Genomic DNA, 18,642 nt, shown 5'->3' with positions numbered 1-18,642 from the left:
AAAACCTCCGTATTAATACTCCTTTTTAATATTGTTCCCCTTATTTGTTTGCACAATTGCTTTTTCATTTTTCCAATCAATCCATTTTTGCCCTTTTATTTTTCGCATAACCGTATCGATTGTTCTCATTACAAAAACATTATATATTGCTTTTGATAAGTTTTTTGGGGTTCTTGCAATTGCTCTTAAACTCATCGAAAAACCGGGCGTTATATACTTCATATAATGCCAATAACCTTCTGGCATATACAAAACTTGCCCATGCTCTAAATTTGTTTTATACCCTTTTGCCTTTTTTAAAGCGGGCCATTTCTTAAAATCCGGATTTGAAAAATCGATGTCTTCTCTTGTAATTAAAGAATACGGAACTTTATATAAATACTTATTTTGCTTTTGATTAAATAAAACAACTTCTTTTTTTCCTTCAAAATGAAAGTGAAAAATATTTGCTAGATCGATGTCATAATGCATAAAAGTATAAGAATTTGTTCCTCCAAAAAACAACATTGGCATCCCTTTCATTAATCGCAAACCAAAATCTGGAAATTTAAAATCTTTTTGTAAAACAGGTACTTCTTTCAAAACATTCCATAGAAAAATTCTAAACTTTGTCGGTTCGCGTTTTAACAAATCTACATATTCAGACATCTTCATTTTTGCGTGTGGCTCATTAAAACCATCTTTAAAATCTACAGGTCTGTCGTCATACAAAGGCACAACTTTATCCCCTGCAACTTCTTTTATATAGGCTAAATTCCATTTAGAATATGCTGGCCAATCTTCTATGAACCGTTCAATAACCACTGGTTTCTGTGGCTTAAAGTAGTTTTCTATAAAGTCTTCTTTCGTTAGGGTTTCAACCCTATCTATTTCCGATAAATTCAAGCTCGTTATTTTTTTTAGAGAGGCAAAGTTAAGGAATTGTTTTGTTCAAAAAAGAAAACCATCATTCAAAAGGATGAATGACGGTTGTATGCTAAAATTTGTGAATTTATTCTCTAATAATTATAACGCAACCCAAATAAAACATTGCTTGGTGGCATTGGTACAAAACCAGATTCTATATAATCTGCGTCAAAAATATTATTCGCAGTAACTGTGAAACTAAATTTATTAAAATCTACAATTACAGAAGCATCCCAAACATTATAACTTGTACCGATGGTTCTTTCTGCATGTTTGTAAATAATGTTTTGTCTTACGTTTTTAAATAATCTTGATGAAAAACGTGTTATAAATTGATGCTTTAAGGTGTTTAAAGAATACCGAGACAAATCCTTATTTTGTTCTAAAATATCATCTTCTAAAAAATTATAACCAAAAGACAATGTCTGGCTAAACTTATTTATTTTAAAATTATAAGCTGTATTTATCTCAAAACCTTGGGTATTTACTTTCGCGATATTGGTTGCTGTAAACTTAGAGTCTGTGGTGTTTTCTCTTACAAAATCAATTAAATTAGTTGCATTCCTGTTAAAAACTGCTACAGAAGTTGTAAACTTTCCTGAGTTGTATTTGAATCCTATTTCTTGCGCAAATGCTTCTTCTGGCTCTAAATTAGGGTTTCCTATTGTGCTAGGTGAATTGTAAAATAAATCTGTATAGGTTGGTATTCTATATGTAACCCCTAAATTTCCATACGCTTTTAAATTTTCTGAGATTTGATATCCGATATCTAAACCTGGAAAAGCATGAAATTTAAAATCAGAAAAGTACGTAACCGCAACTCCTGGTGTAATATCTAACTTGTCATTTGCTAATTTAAAACGGTGTTCTAAAAACAAATTTGCCATCGTTCTATTTCTTTTCCCTAGGTTGTTACTACTAATAAAAACCCTAGAAACATCTATTCCAAAACCTGTAATTCCTAAGTTTGATGTGTATGAGGCATTTGTTTCTACCCCCACTTTATTGGTAATATGTAAGTTTCTAAAAAAACTAGGATCGTCTCTCTTTAATAAAAAAATATCTTGCCCTCTTTTCCAATAAACTCTTGGTGTAATCTTAAATTTTTCTGTTTTAAAAGTAGTAGACACTCCAAATAAACTGCTTTGTGTTTCTTCATACTCATTCCAATTTGGGTTTGTAGTATAAAAATTTTCTGCGCCATATTTTTTATCGAAAAAAGTAGCTAACACTTCTATGGCTTGCTTTTTCTTATTGAAAACCCCTTTTAAGAAATAATTGTAATTGTTATAATCAGAATTAGTACGGTATCCATCTGAAGTTAACGCACCAACATGTGCAATTATTGATGAATTTTCGAATTCTTTACCAACCGTTACAGAACCATTTAATTGCCCAAAAGAACCGGTTTCAATATTTGCAGAAACCGTATTTTCTAACCTCTTTTTGGTGACAATGTTTATGGCTCCAGTAAATGCATTTTGTCCGAAGACTCTTGCTGCAGGTCCTTTAATAATTTCAATTCTTTCGATCACTTCAATTGGTAACGCTGCATTCATAGTGTGATGGCCGGTTTGAGAATCATCCATTTTAATACCGTCAATTAACAATAAAGTTTGATCGAAACCACCACCTCTAATGTATAAATCTGCTTGACTGCCTGCGGTTCCTCTTCTTCTAATATCTACCCCTGCAACTTGTTGTAATATATCAGCAACATTTGTAGCTGCACTATTTTTTATATCTTTTGAAGTAATAATATCTATAGTTCTAGAGTTTTCTTTAAATGGTAAATCTATTCTGGTAGATTTTATTATAATAGTATCTAACTTCTGGACTTCCTTTTTTTCTTGGGAAAACAACGTTGTCTGCAATACTAAGAATGCAATAATTAAGATTTTACTTTGGTTCATTTTAATTGTTATTTTGATTTTAAAACGTTGCAAAAGTCGTAACTTTCCGGACGACTAAACTAGTCCAGTTTTAAAATGATAGATAGTCCGGTTAGTGCCTTACTAAAACAACTCATCGATTTTGATAAATCGATACCTCAACCTGTATACATACAAGTTTCACAGCAACTTATAAATGCGATACAACGTAGGTATTTATCTAAAGGCATCATGCTACCAGGAACACGAGTGTTAGGGCAACTCTTACATGTTCATAGAAACACAGCCGTTGCTATTTATGAAGAGTTGGCTTCACAGGGTTGGGTAGAAATCATACCTAACAAAGGCACGTTTGTTTTAGAGCCAAAGCAAAAATCATCAAAAATAAAAGCTCCTTCTCAAAAAATAAATCAGGCATATACAACTGCCAAAACAACAGGATTTCCCTTTCAAGAATCATTTCATTTAGCATCCACTTCTCAATTAACAGCTGCGAAGTACACAATTAATGATGGAAAACCAGATTTAAGATTACATCCCGTTCATGAATTCACAAGATGGTACAGCGCTGCTATGAAGCGAAAAACGCTGATAAAAAAATGGAACAGCCCCAATGAACCTTCCTATTCTTTATTTCAAACGCAACTTTGTAATTATCTAAATGCAACAAGAGGATTTCATATCAATTCGAACAACTTAATAAATACACGAAGTACAGAAATGAGTTTGTACATCGTTTCTCAATTATTAATAAAACAAAAAGATGTTGTTTTAGTTGGTCATTTAAGTAATTATGCCGCCAATATGATTTTTCAACAAGCCAACGCAACTATCAAAACAATTCCTGTAGATGCTCATGGTTTAGATATCGAATACATAAAAAATCATTTTATAAAAGGAAGTATTCGATGTGTATATATATGTGCACATAGAGATTACCCAACAATGGTAAAGTTAAGTGTAGCGCGTCGTTTAGCCTTGTTGCAATTAGCTGCAGCATATGGTTTTGCTATTATTGAAGATGATTACGATTACGATTTTCAGTTTGATGGTTCTGCAATGTTACCCATGGCAAGTGCAGATACAAATGGAATGGTTATTTATTTAGGAAAGCTAGGACAATCCTTATTTCCTAGTTTTCAAACAGGATTTGTGGTAGCGCCAGAAAATTTGATTTCTGAAGCAAAGAATTATTTACAATTGCTAGACAAACAAGGCGATTTAATTCAAGAACAAATGTTGTCTGAATTAATTCATGAAGGTGAAATTTACCGTCTCATGAAAAAAAACAGTGTCATTTATAAGCAAAGACGCGATTGTTTGTGTGAACTCTTAACGCACTACTTTTCAGAAATAGCACAATGGAAAATTCCTTCTGGCGGACTAGCAATCTGGTTGCAATTTCAAACCAATATATCCTTAGTAAAACTAGCAGAAGAAGCCGAAAAAAACAATTTATTTCTACCAAAAACAGTTCTTTATCAAGATAAAAACACCTGTGCTATTCGTTTTGGGTTTGGGCATTTAAATCTAGAAGAAATAGAGCCTGTCATTACAAAATTAAAAGATGCTTATAATAAAGTATCTATGAGAGCTATTGAAAATTAGTGTTGTCTTTTTTAAAATTCTAATAATACAATCCGTTTTTTATAATTTCTGCTATCGCTTTCTTTTCATGCTTTACTAAAGCACTATATTCCTCTTGTTCAAAATTACTTTTTACTCCAAAAAAGGTCAGTTTATACTCTTTTAAAACCTCATTAAAAATTAGTTTTACGCGTTCTAAATGATAGTCTGAAGTAATAATTGTTACCTGTATATTTTCTAATACTGAAATAATATCTCGTGTTTTTACAGCATCTTCAACCGTGTTTGTTGATAAAGCAAATTCTAAAAAACGATCTTCTGGAATTCCTTTTTCGATTAAATAATTCTTGATATAAAAAGCATGGGGTTCACTAGCTGTATTAAAATGCGCTCCCCAACTTCCCGTGCACAAAACCAGCATTTCTTTTTGATATATTTCTAAACAAAAATCTACTCTTTCTTTTGAAATAGTACTTAATTCTCCTGTGGGCGAATTTGGAGATCCTAAAACAACTAAAATTTCTTTGGCCATAAATAACTTATAATTTTGAACAAAAATAATCAACAACTGTACTAATTTACAAATTATTTGATAAACCCATCAATACAAAAACAGGTAAATTTGCTATATCTTTACCGCCATGTTTGCATTGGTAGATTGTAATAATTTTTATGCTTCTTGTGAGCGGGTTTTTAACCCCAACTTACAACAAAAACCAGTTGCTATCTTAAGCAATAATGATGGCTGTGTTATTTCTATGAGCGATGAAGCTAAGAAGTTACAACTGCCTTTTGGTGCGCCTATTTTTAAGTGGGATGCCTTTTGTAAAGCAAATAATATTACCGTTTTGTCTTCTAATTATCCTTTGTACGGAGACATGAGTGCTAGAGTGATGAATATTTTGGCAGATTTTTCACCAGATGTAGAAGTCTATTCTATTGATGAATCTTTTTTAGAATTGAAAGGTTTTGAAAATTATAATTTAGAGGAATATGCAACAAAAATTAGAAGTCGGGTTTTAAAATGGACAGGCATACCAACGTGCGTAGGCGTTGCTCCAACCAAAGCACTTACTAAAGTTGCCAATAAAATTGCACGTTCTAACCTAAAACAGTCTAAAGGAATTTGTATTATAGATTCTGAAGAAAAACGAATTAAGGCTTTAAAATGGACGAAAATTGGTAATGTTTGGGGAATTGGAAGCCAATTAAAGAAGCGTTTGCAAGACAAAGGTTGTATTACTGCGTATGATTTTACACAACTTTCTAGTGATTGGGTTTTAAAAGAATTTTCTATTGTAGCATGGCGTTTGCAGAAAGATTTACAAGGCATTTCTAAAATACCTTTAGAAGACGCTGTTTCTTCTAAAAAAATGATTGCAACTACTAGAAGTTTCGAGTACACCTATTCTGATATCGATAATATAAAAGAACGAATTTCTACGTTTGCAGCAAGTTGTGCAGAAAAATTACGGAATCAAGAATCGAGTTGTCACATGCTAATTGTACAACTTTCTAGCGACCGGCATAAAAAAGAGCTTCAACAACACAGAGAAAGCACCACTGTTGTTTTTTCTTCTCCAACAGATTCTACTTTAACCATTGCAAATGCTGCTGTAGCAGCTGTAAAATCTATTTTTAAACCGGGCGTTAAATACAAAAGGGCAGGTGTAATTGTTACGGGATTGGTGCCAAATGATAATTTTCAATTGAATTTATTTTCAAGCGAAAATCCGAAACACAAACCTTTAATGTTTGCAATTGACAAACTGAATAAAAAGTTTAAAGCAGACAAAATTAAATTAGGAAATCAAGATTTACAACGCACTTGGAAAATGCGTCAAGAGCGTTTATCTAAAAAATTCACGACCAATATCAATGAAATTTTAATCGTTAAATAAAATACGAATAAGTTTAAAGAAAAGTTATAATTTGCACACAAATGGAAACATCAAAAACACTTACTTTTTTTACACCTAAAACTTCGTCTGGTAACGGGGCCGTTTTAGTTGATGTTGGCATTTCTGCGGGATTTCCATCTCCTGCAGATGATTTTAGAGAAACTAGAATTTCTTTAGATGATGAACTTATTCAGAATAAAGATGCTACTTTTTTCGCTAAAGTAAAAGGTCAATCTATGATTGGTGCTGGTTTAGACGACAACGATTTATTGGTAATTGACAGAAGTTTAGAACCTACAAACAATAAAATTGCCGTTTGCTTTTTAGACGGAGAGTTTACTGTAAAAAGACTTCGTGTAGAAAAAAATGAAGTTTGGTTGCAACCAGAAAATCCTAATTATCCGATCATACACATCACAGAAGAGAATGATTTTATGATATGGGGAATTGTAACAAGTGTCATAAAAAAAGTCTAAATTTCTACTTCACCTACACTTCTTTTCAAGAAAATTAATATCTTTATTTATCAATTTAAAAAACTATGGAAAACACTTTTGGAAACAAAGTATTGTTAATCGAATCTACAAATGAGATTCGGGTTGCATTTTATAAAAAAACATACGCACACGTTGCTGGTGGCGTTTTATTATTTGTACTTTTTGAATATTTACTATTACAAAGCGATACAATTGTAAACTTTATGATGTCTATGACACAAGGTTGGCGTTGGTTGGTAATGTTAGGTGGTTTTATGTTTGTTACTAGTTATGCAGAAAGTACTGTTTTAAAAACTGCCGATAAAAACGTACAATACATGGCGTATGCTTTATACGTTTTTGCACAAGCAATTATTTTTGTACCGCTTTTATACATGGCAATTTACTATACTGAAAGTGCCGAATTAGTGCAACAAGCTGCCGTTGTTACCTTGGCTTTATTTGCAGGTATTTCTGCAGTAGTTTTTGTAACTAAAAAAGATTTTTCATTCTTAAAAGCAGGTTTAACAGTTGGCTTTTTTATTGCCATGGGTTTAATAGTTGCAGGGGCTTTATTTGGTTTCGATTTAGGTTTGTGGTTCTCTGTAGGAATGTGTGTTTTGGCCGGAGGTGCTATTTTGTACCAAACGTCTAACTTGGTAAATAAATACGGAACAGAAGATTATATTCCTGCTTCTTTAGGTTTATTCGCTTCTTTAATGTTACTTTTTTGGTATGTGTTATCCATATTTATGTCTAGAGATTAATACTTAATTTAAAAATATAAATTATTATAGACCTCACATATTTTGAAAATCTGTGAGGTCTTTTTATGTCAATTTATTTTTTCACTAAAACTAAATAATTATCAATAAATAATATTTTATTATTGTTTTTCAATAATTTTTATATATTTGAAGTATTAAATTATATATAACTATGCGGAAAATTAATATTTTAAAAGCAATTGTAGATTTACTTTGGATATTTTCGATGCCAATAATACTATTAATCGTTGGCTTTTCATTTGCTGTTTTCTTTATTGACTTGGCTGATTTTAATATCAAGATAAACGCTGTAAACATCAATCAAAATGATCTGTTGTCAAAAGTATTGTTTGTGATTTCTGCCTTGAATTATCTATTAATTATTGCCGCTTTACATTTCTTTAGAAAAATATTAAATCACTTTATAAGAGTAAAAATATTTGAAGAGAGCGTTATAAAATCGTTTCAACAAACAGGAAACCTACTAACAATCTCTGGTTTCATTTCATTAACAATTTCAATAATAAGTAAAATCTATTTTGAGCAAAAAATAACTTTAGAGTTTGGGTTGAATCAACATTTAGTAATTATTTGTTTAGGCTTATTCTTTTTAGTTTTAAGTGAGGTATTTAAAATTGCAAAAAATCAAAAACAAGAAAACGACTTCACAATATAATTATGGCAATTATCGTAAACTTAGACGTTATGCTTGCCAAACGTAAAATGCGAAGCAAAGAGTTGGCAGAAATTATTGGCATCACTACCGCTAATTTATCCATCTTAAAATCGGGCAAAGCAAAAGCAGTTCGATTTTCTACTTTAGAAGCTATTTGTAAAGCGTTGGATTGCCAACCAGCAGATATTTTAGAGTATACAGAAGATTAATTTAAATAAAAAAACTCCGAATTTTCATTCGGAGTTTTTTTATGTTTTATCAACTTTACAAGAATAAAAAATATTTATTTATTCATCGGCTTATTTAAATTCATATATAAAATATCTACATCAGTTGCTTCTTCACCTAACAAATACTTGCTAAAATGATCTGCACGCAACCAAAAAGAATACTCTGTCATGCTTCCAAAACCGTGTCTTTGTCCAGGCATCATAACAAATTCAAAACGTTTGTGCGCTTTAATTAATTCGTTTGCCATTCTTATGGTTCCCGCAGGATTTACGTTATTGTCCATATCTCCATGAATCAACATTAAATGTCCTTTTAAATTTTTCGCTAAAGATTGGTTGTCGTCAATTTTGTAGGTATAAGAACTTTTTCCTTTTCCGTCAATCTCTTCTTTTACACCATGATGCGTTTCACTCCACCAAGAATTGTACACGTTATTATCATGATTTCCTGCAGATGAAACTGCCGCCTTAAAGAAATCTGGATAGACTAACATTGCTGCTGTAGACATAAATCCACCACCAGAATGACCGTAAATTCCTACTTTTTCAATATCGATAAATTTGTGTTTGTTTGCCAATTGTTGTGCAACATACTTTTTATCTGCCAGACCATAGTCACGTAAATTTCCGTAACCATAATTGTGATACCATTTAGAACGATCTGGATGACCTCCTCTATTTCCTAAAGTAATAACCACAAAACCAACTTGCGCCATTCTATCAACTCTATCCATTCTGTAAGAAAAAGCTTTGTTTACAGCTTCTGTTTGCGGCCCAGGATATACGTATTCTAAAAGCGGATATACTTTTGTAGAATCCATATCAAATGGCTTGTACATCACACCATAAATATCTGTAATTCCGTCATCTGCTTTCACTTTAAAAGGTTCTGGAAATTTATACCCAGAAGCCATTAATTGCGATAAATCTGCAGTTTCTAAATCTAGTACTTTTCGTCCGTTTGCGTCTCTCAATTCAGATTTTGGCACTGTATTTACTCTAGAATAATTACTTACAAAATACTCATTAGAATCTGCCATAGAAGAACTTGCTGTAAAATCTCCAGCATCTAACGTACGCATTCCGCTTCCGTTTAAATTAATTTTATACGTATGTAAATAATAAGGATCTTGCGCTTTATTTACACCATTTGCAGTAAAATAAAGGTTTCTACTTTTTTCATCTAAGCCCGCAAAATCAGCTACATGATAATTGCCTTCTGTAACTTGGTTTTTTAAGTTACCATCTGCATCATATAAATAGAAGTGTGCCCAACCATCTCTTTCTGCCCAATGCAAAATTTCTGTTTCATTATTAAATAAAATTAACGGACGAGATTCAATGTACGTATTAAAACGCTCTTCAATAATGGTTTTGTATTCACCAGTATTTAGATCTGCAACATTAATATCGTACTTTTTACGATCTCTAGAAATGACACTGAAATATATTTTTCCTTTCTTAGAAAGTAATAGAGAAGGTGTAAAATCATCATCTCTACTAGATTGTTTTCTAGGCGCTCTAAAAACAGAAATACTTTGCTGTTTAATAGTATCTAAAGCTACTTTTACGTGCGATTTTGTAGGAATATCAAAAATTAATAATTCAGATTTAGCGTATTCTTGTTCTCCTGGCATGTGATATTTATACGTTTCTAAGGTTGGTCTTTTCTTACCTGTAGAATTAATTACCCATAAATCTTTAATGTGTCTAGCGTCTGATTTTTGAAAAATAAACTTTTTAGAATCGTGAGACCAAGTTCCCCAAATTCCTTTTCTTTTGTCTTTATTCTTCTCTTTATCTACATTATCTTCTCTAGAACCACCGCCATAACCGTAGTTTTCTTCACCATCTTTAGTCCATTGATTCTCTACAACCGTACTATCTTTTTCATTTTTGATAAACTTTTTAAAGTTTACCTTATCCATCCAATGTAAATTGTAATTCTTAGAATATAAAACGATAGAACTGTCTGGCGCAACATTTGCCCACTTCTTCCAGTCTTCTTTTTCTTTCTTTTTAGTATCAATAATTGTCAAGCCATTTCCACCTAATCTGTACTCTAAACGGTAGACCTTTGGCTCCATTTTAGGCTTTTTACTTTTCTCTTTTTTTGTTGCTGTAGAATCCTTTTTGATTGCTTCTTTTTCTTCGTCCTTTTCATCATCAATAACTTCCACTTCTTCTGTTGCTGTTACTCTAAAACGAATGGCATTTTCGGCTTCGTTAAACTTAATACTCAAACGTGGTAAGTGTTTTGCATCATAAGGGTCTTTGGTTATTTCTGTTAACCATTTTGCCATTTTTACATTATCAAAAAGTAGTTTTTTAGATTTTTTGTCTGCATCAACTATATAGTAATTAGATCCTTCTGAAGTTTTATAAGAATACCAAAAACGATTTCCTTTTTTTAACCAATGCGGACTTACACTTGTAGAATGTACCATTTTCGCTAAGTTTGATGGCGAATATTTGGCGGCAGCTCTGTAATTTGGTTTTGGAGTTTCTTGTGCAGAAATTACTGAAACAGTAAATAAAAACACAAAAAGTAACGTAATTTTTTTCATTTGTAGTGCTTGTTAAGTTTGAATTAAAAGCTAAAGTTCTCTAAAACAAATTACCCCACAAATTTTATATTACTTTTTGTTAAAACATTAACAGTATTTAACACTAATTCAAATTACGTTTTTCAACAAAAAAACGCTTTAAAAGTTGCGAACATTCATTTTCTAAAACTCCGCCAACTACTTTTGTTTTTGGGTGAAGTGTTGTTTTTAAATTGATAAAACCTCTTTCTGGCTCAGACGCGCCATACACAATTTCACCTATTTGTGCCCAATAACTCGCGCCAGCACACATTTGACAAGGCTCTAACGTTACATATAAAATACAATCTTTTAAATATTTTCCTCCTAAAAAATCTGCTGCAGAGGTGTATGCTTGCATTTCTGCATGTGCCGTTACATCATTTAATGTTTCCGTTAAATTATGTGCTCTTGCAATTATCTGATCATTTAAAACAATAACTGCACCCACAGGAATTTCGCCTTTATCAAACGCATTTTCTGCTTCTTGATAGGCTTTTTTCATAAAATAAATATCGTCGAATGGTTGTATCATGTCTTATTGATTATAAGAGACAAAATTAAGTAAAATATTTGCGATAGATTTGTATTTATTAAACGGCTATTTTACAAACACACAAAGTTAAATTGTATTTTTGTATTCCAATGAAGAATTTGCTAGACAACATATCAAACCCAGAAGATTTAAGAAAGTTAAATCCGTCTCAACTGCCACAATTGGCAAAAGAGTTGCGTGCATTTATTATTGATATTGTTGCTACAAAAGAAGGGCATTTAGGTGCTAGTCTAGGTGTTGTAGAATTGACCATTGCCATTCATTATTTGTTTGACACGCCTAATGATTTATTGGTTTGGGATGTTGGGCATCAAGCATACGGACATAAAATTTTAACCGGAAGAAAAGACGTTTTTCACACCAATAGACAGTTTGGTGGAATTGCAGGATTTCCTTCAAGAAAAGAAAGTGAATTTGATACCTTTGGTGTTGGCCATTCATCAACTTCTATTTCTGCTGCTTTAGGAATGGCAATGGCATCGAACCTAAAAGGAGAAACAGAAAAACAACACATTGCCGTTATTGGAGATGCTTCTATTGCAAGCGGAATGGCTTTTGAAGCATTAAACCATGCTGGTGTTTCTAACGCAAATTTACTCATTATTTTAAATGACAATGCGATTGGCATCGACCCTTCTGTCGGGGCTTTAAAAGAGTATTTAACAAAGGTAAAAACAGACAGAAGACTAGCGGCTCAAAATAATATTATAAAAGCATTAAACTTTGATTATTCGGGTCCTATTGATGGGCACGATTTACCAAAAGTCTTATCTGAATTAGAAAGATTAAAAACGGTAAAAGGGCCTAAATTCTTACATGTTATTACCACAAAGGGCAAAGGTTTACAGCAAGCAGAAGAAGACCAAGTTACCTACCACGCTCCTGGTAAATTTGATAAAATTTCTGGAGAACGCATACCAAAAGCAGCTAGTTTGTACACAAAGTACCAAGATGTTTTTGGAAAAACAATTGTAGAATTAGCAGCGCAAAACGATAAAATTGTAGGTATTACACCAGCAATGTTAACAGGAAGTTCTTTAAAATTTATGTTCGAGAAATTTCCAAAAAGAACCTTTGATGTTGGTATTGCAGAACAGCACGCAGTAACACTTTCCGCAGGCATGGCAACACAAGGTTTAATGCCCGTTTGTAACATTTATTCTACGTTTTTACAACGCGCTTATGACCAAGTAATTCATGATGTTGCGCTTCAGAATTTACCCGTTATTTTTTGTTTAGACAGAGCTGGTTTGGTTGGTGAAGATGGTGCTACACATCATGGTGTTTTCGATTTGGCATATTTACGCTGTATTCCCAACTTAATTATTTTTGCACCACGAAATGAAATTGAGTTGCGTAATATTTTATACACTGCTCAATTAGGATTAAAAAATCCGATTGCAATTCGCTATCCAAGAGGAACAGGAACCATTATCAATTGGCAACAACCTTTCGAAAAGTTGGAAATAGGAAAAGGGTTTCAATTAAAAGAGGGAAATAAAATTGCTGTTTTATCTGTTGGTACAATTTCTAAAAATGTTTCTGATGCCATTGATATCTCAGAAAAAAGTGATAAAATTGCTCATTTCGATATGCGTTTTATAAAACCTTTAGACGAGCGTTTATTACATCGTATTTTTAAAAATCATACCACTATTTTTACTATTGAAGATGGCACTATAAAAGGTGGTTTTGGTACCGCTATATTAGAATTTGCTGCAGAAAACAAATATCATCATACAATAAAAGTCTTAGGTATTCCTGATAATTTTGTAGAACACGGTAGTGTTTTAGAACTTCAAAATAAAATTGGATTGGATGCTAAAAGCTTAGCAAACGTGTTTTCTACCACATCTTAAAATAAAAAGTTTGAAGATTGAAAATTACGTATTGTAATTTTATTTTTTCTTCATGATTCTTACCATTTTCCATTCCCAAGTTCTTCCTCCTAAGGTTGCAGTGTAATAGACCTTTTTACCTTTTACGCGGTCTACTTTTATGTTCATTGTAGTGCCTGTTTTAAATGGGAAATTTGGTAAAGTAGATTCTTGTATAATTAAATTGTATTCGCAATCTGTAATCCATTCAATATCAGACTTTATGTAGTATTTTTTCTCTTCATGATATTCTATATACTCATCTTCACCAAAAACAACTACTATTTCTTTATTACCTACTTTGTACTCAAAAGAATTATTTTTTAAAATTGAACAATCAATTACTGTAAAAGAACTCAAAATTCCTAGACTTAAAATAGCAACTAAAAAGTATAATTTGTTCATGTTTTAATTTAGACAAGCAATTTATAAAAAAAAATTAAAGTTTATATATTTAGATTAAGTGTTTTTTCCCCTTTTTCATCTTTAATAATAGAAGGGAATATTGTTGGGGCAATTTTCTTTACGGGCTTATATAGTATTGATTCTTCTAAGGTTTCCTTGTTTATAAACGGAATTGTATCATTCATTTTTCCGAAGAAAATAAAAACGATACTTAAAATTAATCCTATTTTTAAAGCACCGAAAACACCTCCCAAGAGTTTGTTTATAATACCTAAAGCTGCAAAATCTGCTAATTTGGTTAGCATTTTTCCTAACAAAGAAATTATAATAATAATTACAATAAAAGTTCCTGCAAATGCTGCTAAAGAAATGTATTCTTCGCTCCATGAAACAGATTCTTTTAAAAAATCTCCAATAAAATAAGAAAAATGAATGGCTCCATAGACACCACCAATTAATGCGACTAAAGAGGCAACTTCAATAAAAAGCCCTTTCATAACCCCTCTTACTGCACCAAAAATTAAAAGAGCAGCAATAATTATATCAAAAATATTCATTAAAATAATTTTTTCAAACGTACATCTTTTTTTTAATATTTAAAAATGTGCATTGTATCTTTGTAAACTTAAAATCGAATGCAATGCAGAAAGTTATTAACTTAAAAGAAAAGTGGGATTTGTTAGTTACTAAACTAACAGATCAATTTGCCGATGGAGACGAGTTAAATATGGATGGAATTATCTATTTAATTGGTGTTCAGGAATTAGGAAAAGGAAATACGCCTTTTAAGAAAGATGAAAAAGTAAATTTAATGCATATTGCCATTTGCAAATTGCTAGAGCCTTACGGTTATTATGAATTTGACTATTATGATGATGATAGCTGGCCACATTATAAAATAATTACTGAATTACCGAACTTAAAACCAGGAGAACAAACGGTTTTAATGAAAGAGGCTATTATTAATTATTTTGATGTTTTAACGTATTTAGAAGATTAAGTAACACGCATTTTTCTAACTAAAACAGAAAATAACTTTGGGAAAAATCGTTTTACACACACGCCCAATTTTTCTTTTGCGCCAGCAATGTAAACCTCTTCTTTTTTCTTATCAATTGCTTTTAACATTTGTTTTGCACAGTCTTCTGCCGACATTCCATTGCCAGTTGCAGCGTCCATTTTGCCTTGTGGAATTCCGTTTCCTGTTAAAGCATTCTTAGATACGTTGGTGTTTATAAAACCCGGACAAATTAAGGTTACAGTAATGTTATTTTGATGATTTTCTGCTCGTAAACTATCAAAAAAACCATGTAAAGCGTGTTTACTTGCAGCATAAGAAGAGCGCAAAGGAGTTCCTATCTTACCAACAATACTTGTGGTTACCGCAAACTGACCTGCTTTATTCTGAATAAAATGTGGCAAAATAGCTTTTGTTAATGCAACGGTTCCTAAATAATTAATATCCATAATGCGTTTGTCTACAGAAATCTCTGTGTTTTCGACTAAAGAACGCTGGCTAATACCACCATTATTTATTAAAACATCTATTTTACCAAAAGCTACAATAGCTACTGCTGCCTTTTCTTTGAAGTTGGAATAATCTTCTAAATCTAACGGAATAATTTTTATGTCCTGCGGATTTTTACATTCCTTTTTAACCAACTCTAGAGATGCTGTTTTTCTAGAAGATAAAATAACTTTGGCATTTTGTTTAGAAAGCTCAATAGCAAGTGCTTTTCCAATTCCAGATGAAGCGCCAGTAACCCAAACTACTTTATTAGAAAAAGACATATTAGATTTTTTTTAAGAGTTACAATATACCTAATTTGATACAGAAATAGTATTTTTGGTACACTTCTTGAAAATAGTTCTTCAGGAATCAAAATCAATATAAAAAATGAAAAAAGTAGCCGCTCTTTTATTCTTAATAACATCATTTGCACAAGCTCAATACTCTGTAAAAGGGACATTAACTAATAATTTAGAGACAGATTGGGTTATTTTATATCGAATTGAAGGTTCAATACAAAAATTTGTTCAGAATACAACCATCAAAAAAGATACGGTTTCAATTGACGGAGAAAAACAAGTAATTGGCACATTTCAGTTTCAACTTCCCGCAAACACAAAAGTGGGTTCTTACAGAATTAATTACAGAACAAGCGGCGCAAGTTTTGTAGATTTTATTTTTAATAAAGAAAATGTGAGTTTCGCATTTCATCCAGATTATCCCGAACAAACTACGTTGTTTTCTGAATCTGAAGAAAACATCATTTATAAAGAATACTTAAATGATATTTTTAAGCAACAACAAAAATTAGATTCTCTACAAATTAGCGCCATTAGAAATCCAGAAGTAGATTTAAAAACGAACTATAAAAATACGTTAGCAAAAATAAATACCATTCATCAAAAATATTTAGAAAGTACCAAAGAAATGTATGTTCAGCCTTTTATTAAAGCTAGTTTAAGAGCAAATCCTTCTGAAATAAAAACTATCGCAAAAGATTACATGTCTAATATGACAAGTTCCTTTTTTAATAATATGGACTTTTCTAACAAAACGCTTATAAATTCGGCTTTCTTAGTAGATAGAATTACAGATTTTGTTTTTTACATTAACTATTCCGACGATGTAGAAACCCAACAAAAACTATACAAAACATCTATTGAAACCGCAGTTTCTAAAATTAAAAACCCTAATTTTAAGAAAAATGTAATCGAATTTTTAATTGGTCAATTCGAAGAAACTAAAAACTTAGGAATGATCGATTTTCTTTTTGAAAACTATTATAATAAACTACCAGAATCTTTACAAAGTGACGCTTTTAAAACTGAAAAATTAACTTTATTAGCCACAGAAATTGGTAGAATTGCACCCGATTTTTCTTGGAAAGAAAACGGAAAAAACGTACAACTTTCTACTTTAAACAATGCAAAAAACTATGTATTGGTTTTCTGGAGTACCAGTTGCTCTCACTGTTTGCGAGAAATACCCGAATTGCATACATTTTTACAAGATAAAAGCAATGTTAAAGTAGTTGCTTTTTCTTTAGAAAGAAATGATGCTGACTGGAATAAGATGAAAGTTACGCTACCAAACTGGCATCATGTTTTGGGATTAAATAAGTGGGAGAATAAAACGGCTAGAACCTACAACATTAACGCCACACCAACTTATTTTGTACTAGATGCTAACAAGAAAATTATTGCAAAACCAGAAACTTTAAACGACTTAAAAATGTCTATAAATCAGTTGTAAATAAGGTGTTTATCTTTTTTATTCTAATTTTAAGAATTAAAAATGAAGAAAAGCATCTTCTAAATGTTCTATTTTTGTTTTATTTTTTTGATGAATGATGGCAATAATATCAAACCTTACTTCTACATCTAAGTCTTTATCAATCACATAATAATCGATGGCAGAAAGTAGTAGTTTTATTTTCTTCGGATTTACAAAGTCTTGCGGATTTCCAAAATAATCGGTAGAACGTGTTTTCACTTCCACAACTGCTAGAATTGCTCCTTTCTGAGCAATAATATCTACTTCTGCTTTTAAATAACGGTAGTTTTTCTCTAAAATTTTATAGTCGTTTTTAAGTAAAAAATCGATTGCTAATTTTTCTCCTTTCTCACCAAGGTCATTATGTTCTGCCATAATTTTAGTTTACAGTATTCAGTCATCAATTAAACTCTAAATCCAATTGGTTATTGAAATTACCAATGTGTTAATTTACAAATTATTGATTACTTTTATAAAAAAAAAGAGCTTATTACTTATCAAAAACCATAGAAGACTTCTTATTAGAAATTTCTAATTGAATATTTCTTCCAAAAATTAATGCTCTATTATCTTCTTTATGTCCTGCTGGGAAATTGAATAATACAGGAAAATCATACCCTTTCACAACATCTAAAACAAGTTGTTCAATTGAACTGCCCCATTTTGTTGAATTTGATTTAATTTTAGAAATATCGCCAATAATTAATCCTGCACAATTATCAAAATAACCTGCTCTTTTTAAACTCTGCAACATTCTATCGATGCTATATTTATACTCACCAATTTCTTCAATAAAAATTATCTTATCATTTGTATCGGTTTGACTTCTAGAACCTAACATAGAAGACAATAGCGCTAAGTTCCCGCCAACAAGCTGTCCTTCAGCCATCCCTTTTCTATTATATTTAGAAGAAGGAATGGTATATTTTAATTGACCACCAAAAATTGCTTTCTTAAAAGTAGCCAACGTTTCTATAATTAATTCTGGTTTGTCATCTATACTTGTTCCCATCATCGCATGCATGGTTTCTACACCTAAATTATGAATGTGGCTGTGAAATGCGGTAACATCAGAATATCCGATAATCCATTTTGGTTGTTCTAAAAATGCTGAATAATCTAATAAATCTAAAACTCTAACAGAACCATAGCCACCACGACCAGACCAAATTGCTTTTATATTAGGATTGTCTAATGCCTCTTGAATATCCTCTGCTCTTTCGGCATCAGTGCCAGCAAAATGACTATTCTGATTAAAAATATGTTTTCCTAAAACAACTTTTAATCCCCAACTTTCTGCAAGTTCTTTTGCTTTGTAGATGGCTTCCTTTCGGTTTTTTAAAATTCCTGCAGGCGCAACAATTGCAATCGTATCTCCTTTTTGCAAATAAGGTGGCGTTACTAATTTGTCTGTTTCTTGTTGTGCTAATACAGCTGAGAAAGTCATCAATAAAAATGTGGTAAATAGCATTATTTTCTTCAAAATAGGTCTTTTTTTAGT

The 18,642-nt window shown here is 31.5% G+C and carries 19 protein-coding genes; 9 read left to right on the top strand and 10 right to left on the bottom strand.

Annotated elements, in window-relative coordinates:
* Positions 1–12 precede the first annotated feature (12 nt).
* Together ES045_RS02690 and ES045_RS02685 are read right to left on the bottom strand one after the other, a co-directional pair.
* A complete protein-coding gene (locus ES045_RS02690) occupies positions 13–885 on the bottom strand; it encodes a cupin-like domain-containing protein (RefSeq protein ID WP_147111944.1) in 873 nt (290 codons plus the stop codon).
* Between the two features lie 113 nt (positions 886–998).
* Complete coding sequence (locus ES045_RS02685; protein WP_147111941.1) at positions 999–2,819, bottom strand: TonB-dependent receptor plug domain-containing protein; 1,821 nt, start codon at positions 2,817–2,819, stop codon at positions 999–1,001.
* Positions 2,820–2,894: 75 nt separating this feature from the next.
* Here ES045_RS02685 and ES045_RS02680 point away from each other — a divergent pair, with 75 nt between their 5' ends.
* Positions 2,895–4,406, top strand: a complete 1,512-nt coding sequence (locus ES045_RS02680; protein ID WP_147111939.1) for a PLP-dependent aminotransferase family protein — start codon at positions 2,895–2,897, stop codon at positions 4,404–4,406.
* A 19-nt stretch (positions 4,407–4,425) separates the two neighbouring features.
* Here the strand turns inward: ES045_RS02680 and ES045_RS02675 are convergent, their stop codons facing one another.
* Positions 4,426–4,917, bottom strand: coding sequence for a YdcF family protein (locus ES045_RS02675; protein WP_147111936.1), 492 nt, complete (start codon positions 4,915–4,917; stop codon positions 4,426–4,428).
* 109 nt (positions 4,918–5,026) lie between these two features.
* Between ES045_RS02675 and ES045_RS02670 the strand changes: the two genes are divergently transcribed.
* The 5 genes from ES045_RS02670 to ES045_RS02650 all read left to right on the top strand — a co-directional run bounded on the left by ES045_RS02670 (position 5,027) and on the right by ES045_RS02650 (position 8,414).
* Positions 5,027–6,286: a Y-family DNA polymerase gene (locus ES045_RS02670; protein WP_147111933.1), complete on the top strand. Its 1,260-nt coding sequence runs from the start codon at positions 5,027–5,029 to the stop codon at positions 6,284–6,286.
* Between the two features lie 41 nt (positions 6,287–6,327).
* The gene (locus ES045_RS02665; RefSeq protein WP_147111930.1) at positions 6,328–6,762 is read left to right on the top strand and encodes a LexA family protein; all 435 of its coding nucleotides are present in this window, start codon (positions 6,328–6,330) and stop codon (positions 6,760–6,762) included.
* A gap of 65 nt (positions 6,763–6,827) precedes the next feature.
* Complete coding sequence (locus tag ES045_RS02660) at positions 6,828–7,529, top strand: Bax inhibitor-1 family protein (protein ID WP_147111927.1); 702 nt, start codon at positions 6,828–6,830, stop codon at positions 7,527–7,529.
* A 172-nt stretch (positions 7,530–7,701) separates the two neighbouring features.
* Positions 7,702–8,205, top strand: coding sequence for a DUF2975 domain-containing protein (locus ES045_RS02655; RefSeq protein ID WP_147111924.1), 504 nt, complete (start codon positions 7,702–7,704; stop codon positions 8,203–8,205).
* A 2-nt stretch (positions 8,206–8,207) separates the two neighbouring features.
* Positions 8,208–8,414, top strand: coding sequence for a helix-turn-helix domain-containing protein (locus tag ES045_RS02650; RefSeq protein WP_147111921.1), 207 nt, complete (start codon positions 8,208–8,210; stop codon positions 8,412–8,414).
* 74 nt (positions 8,415–8,488) lie between these two features.
* Here ES045_RS02650 and ES045_RS02645 read toward each other — a convergent pair whose 3' ends face one another.
* Both ES045_RS02645 and ES045_RS02640 read right to left on the bottom strand, forming a co-directional pair.
* The gene (locus ES045_RS02645; RefSeq protein WP_147111918.1) at positions 8,489–11,002 is read right to left on the bottom strand and encodes a S9 family peptidase; all 2,514 of its coding nucleotides are present in this window, start codon (positions 11,000–11,002) and stop codon (positions 8,489–8,491) included.
* Positions 11,003–11,105: 103 nt separating this feature from the next.
* Positions 11,106–11,555, bottom strand: a complete 450-nt coding sequence (locus ES045_RS02640; protein ID WP_147111915.1) for a nucleoside deaminase — start codon at positions 11,553–11,555, stop codon at positions 11,106–11,108.
* Positions 11,556–11,665: 110 nt separating this feature from the next.
* Here ES045_RS02640 and dxs point away from each other — a divergent pair, with 110 nt between their 5' ends.
* On the top strand, positions 11,666–13,435 hold the full coding sequence (gene dxs, locus ES045_RS02635; RefSeq protein WP_147111911.1) for a 1-deoxy-D-xylulose-5-phosphate synthase: 1,770 nt from the start codon (positions 11,666–11,668) through the stop codon (positions 13,433–13,435).
* Between the two features lie 39 nt (positions 13,436–13,474).
* Here the strand turns inward: dxs and ES045_RS02630 are convergent, their stop codons facing one another.
* Together ES045_RS02630 and ES045_RS02625 are read right to left on the bottom strand one after the other, a co-directional pair.
* Entirely contained in the window at positions 13,475–13,858 is a 384-nt protein-coding gene (locus ES045_RS02630) for a hypothetical protein (protein WP_147111908.1), read from the bottom strand.
* Positions 13,859–13,899: 41 nt separating this feature from the next.
* Positions 13,900–14,415, bottom strand: a complete 516-nt coding sequence (locus tag ES045_RS02625) for a CvpA family protein (RefSeq protein WP_147111905.1) — start codon at positions 14,413–14,415, stop codon at positions 13,900–13,902.
* Between the two features lie 83 nt (positions 14,416–14,498).
* Here ES045_RS02625 and ES045_RS02620 point away from each other — a divergent pair, with 83 nt between their 5' ends.
* The gene (locus ES045_RS02620; RefSeq protein ID WP_147111901.1) at positions 14,499–14,858 is read left to right on the top strand and encodes a hypothetical protein; all 360 of its coding nucleotides are present in this window, start codon (positions 14,499–14,501) and stop codon (positions 14,856–14,858) included.
* Here the strand turns inward: ES045_RS02620 and ES045_RS02615 are convergent.
* Entirely contained in the window at positions 14,855–15,649 is a 795-nt protein-coding gene (locus ES045_RS02615) for an SDR family oxidoreductase (protein WP_147111897.1), read from the bottom strand. The genes ES045_RS02620 and ES045_RS02615 overlap by 4 nt on opposite strands.
* A 106-nt stretch (positions 15,650–15,755) precedes the next feature.
* On the opposite strand from ES045_RS02615, the gene ES045_RS02610 reads away from it, so the two are divergent.
* On the top strand, positions 15,756–17,120 hold the full coding sequence (locus ES045_RS02610) for a TlpA family protein disulfide reductase (RefSeq protein WP_147111892.1): 1,365 nt from the start codon (positions 15,756–15,758) through the stop codon (positions 17,118–17,120).
* A gap of 36 nt (positions 17,121–17,156) precedes the next feature.
* Here the strand turns inward: ES045_RS02610 and ES045_RS02605 are convergent, their stop codons facing one another.
* Both ES045_RS02605 and ES045_RS02600 read right to left on the bottom strand, forming a co-directional pair.
* A complete protein-coding gene (locus tag ES045_RS02605) occupies positions 17,157–17,516 on the bottom strand; it encodes a YraN family protein (RefSeq protein WP_147111887.1) in 360 nt (119 codons plus the stop codon).
* 115 nt (positions 17,517–17,631) lie between these two features.
* On the bottom strand, positions 17,632–18,588 hold the full coding sequence (locus ES045_RS02600; protein WP_147112128.1) for an LD-carboxypeptidase: 957 nt from the start codon (positions 18,586–18,588) through the stop codon (positions 17,632–17,634).
* Between the last annotated feature and the right edge of the window lie 54 nt (positions 18,589–18,642).

The organism is Polaribacter sp. IC073, from assembly GCF_007997075.1.
In the GTDB taxonomy this organism is placed as follows: domain Bacteria; phylum Bacteroidota; class Bacteroidia; order Flavobacteriales; family Flavobacteriaceae; genus Polaribacter.
Note: the sequence above shows the minus strand (reverse complement) of the source record. Positions and strands in the feature narration are given on the sequence as shown.

Coding starts and splice junctions, on each gene's coding strand:
- ES045_RS02645 (WP_147111918.1), bottom strand. CDS start 11,002: ATGAAAAAAATTACGTTACTTTTTGTGTTTTTATTTACTGTTTCAGTA.
- ES045_RS02620 (WP_147111901.1), top strand. CDS start 14,499: ATGCAGAAAGTTATTAACTTAAAAGAAAAGTGGGATTTGTTAGTTACT.
- ES045_RS02650 (WP_147111921.1), top strand. CDS start 8,208: ATGGCAATTATCGTAAACTTAGACGTTATGCTTGCCAAACGTAAAATG.
- ES045_RS02675 (WP_147111936.1), bottom strand. CDS start 4,917: ATGGCCAAAGAAATTTTAGTTGTTTTAGGATCTCCAAATTCGCCCACA.
- ES045_RS02665 (WP_147111930.1), top strand. CDS start 6,328: ATGGAAACATCAAAAACACTTACTTTTTTTACACCTAAAACTTCGTCT.
- ES045_RS02685 (WP_147111941.1), bottom strand. CDS start 2,819: ATGAACCAAAGTAAAATCTTAATTATTGCATTCTTAGTATTGCAGACA.
- ES045_RS02610 (WP_147111892.1), top strand. CDS start 15,756: ATGAAAAAAGTAGCCGCTCTTTTATTCTTAATAACATCATTTGCACAA.
- ES045_RS02625 (WP_147111905.1), bottom strand. CDS start 14,415: ATGAATATTTTTGATATAATTATTGCTGCTCTTTTAATTTTTGGTGCA.
- ES045_RS02600 (WP_147112128.1), bottom strand. CDS start 18,588: ATGACTTTCTCAGCTGTATTAGCACAACAAGAAACAGACAAATTAGTA.
- ES045_RS02670 (WP_147111933.1), top strand. CDS start 5,027: ATGTTTGCATTGGTAGATTGTAATAATTTTTATGCTTCTTGTGAGCGG.
- ES045_RS02630 (WP_147111908.1), bottom strand. CDS start 13,858: ATGAACAAATTATACTTTTTAGTTGCTATTTTAAGTCTAGGAATTTTG.
- dxs (WP_147111911.1), top strand. CDS start 11,666: ATGAAGAATTTGCTAGACAACATATCAAACCCAGAAGATTTAAGAAAG.
- ES045_RS02615 (WP_147111897.1), bottom strand. CDS start 15,649: ATGTCTTTTTCTAATAAAGTAGTTTGGGTTACTGGCGCTTCATCTGGA.
- ES045_RS02660 (WP_147111927.1), top strand. CDS start 6,828: ATGGAAAACACTTTTGGAAACAAAGTATTGTTAATCGAATCTACAAAT.
- ES045_RS02655 (WP_147111924.1), top strand. CDS start 7,702: ATGCGGAAAATTAATATTTTAAAAGCAATTGTAGATTTACTTTGGATA.
- ES045_RS02605 (WP_147111887.1), bottom strand. CDS start 17,516: ATGGCAGAACATAATGACCTTGGTGAGAAAGGAGAAAAATTAGCAATC.
- ES045_RS02680 (WP_147111939.1), top strand. CDS start 2,895: ATGATAGATAGTCCGGTTAGTGCCTTACTAAAACAACTCATCGATTTT.
- ES045_RS02640 (WP_147111915.1), bottom strand. CDS start 11,555: ATGATACAACCATTCGACGATATTTATTTTATGAAAAAAGCCTATCAA.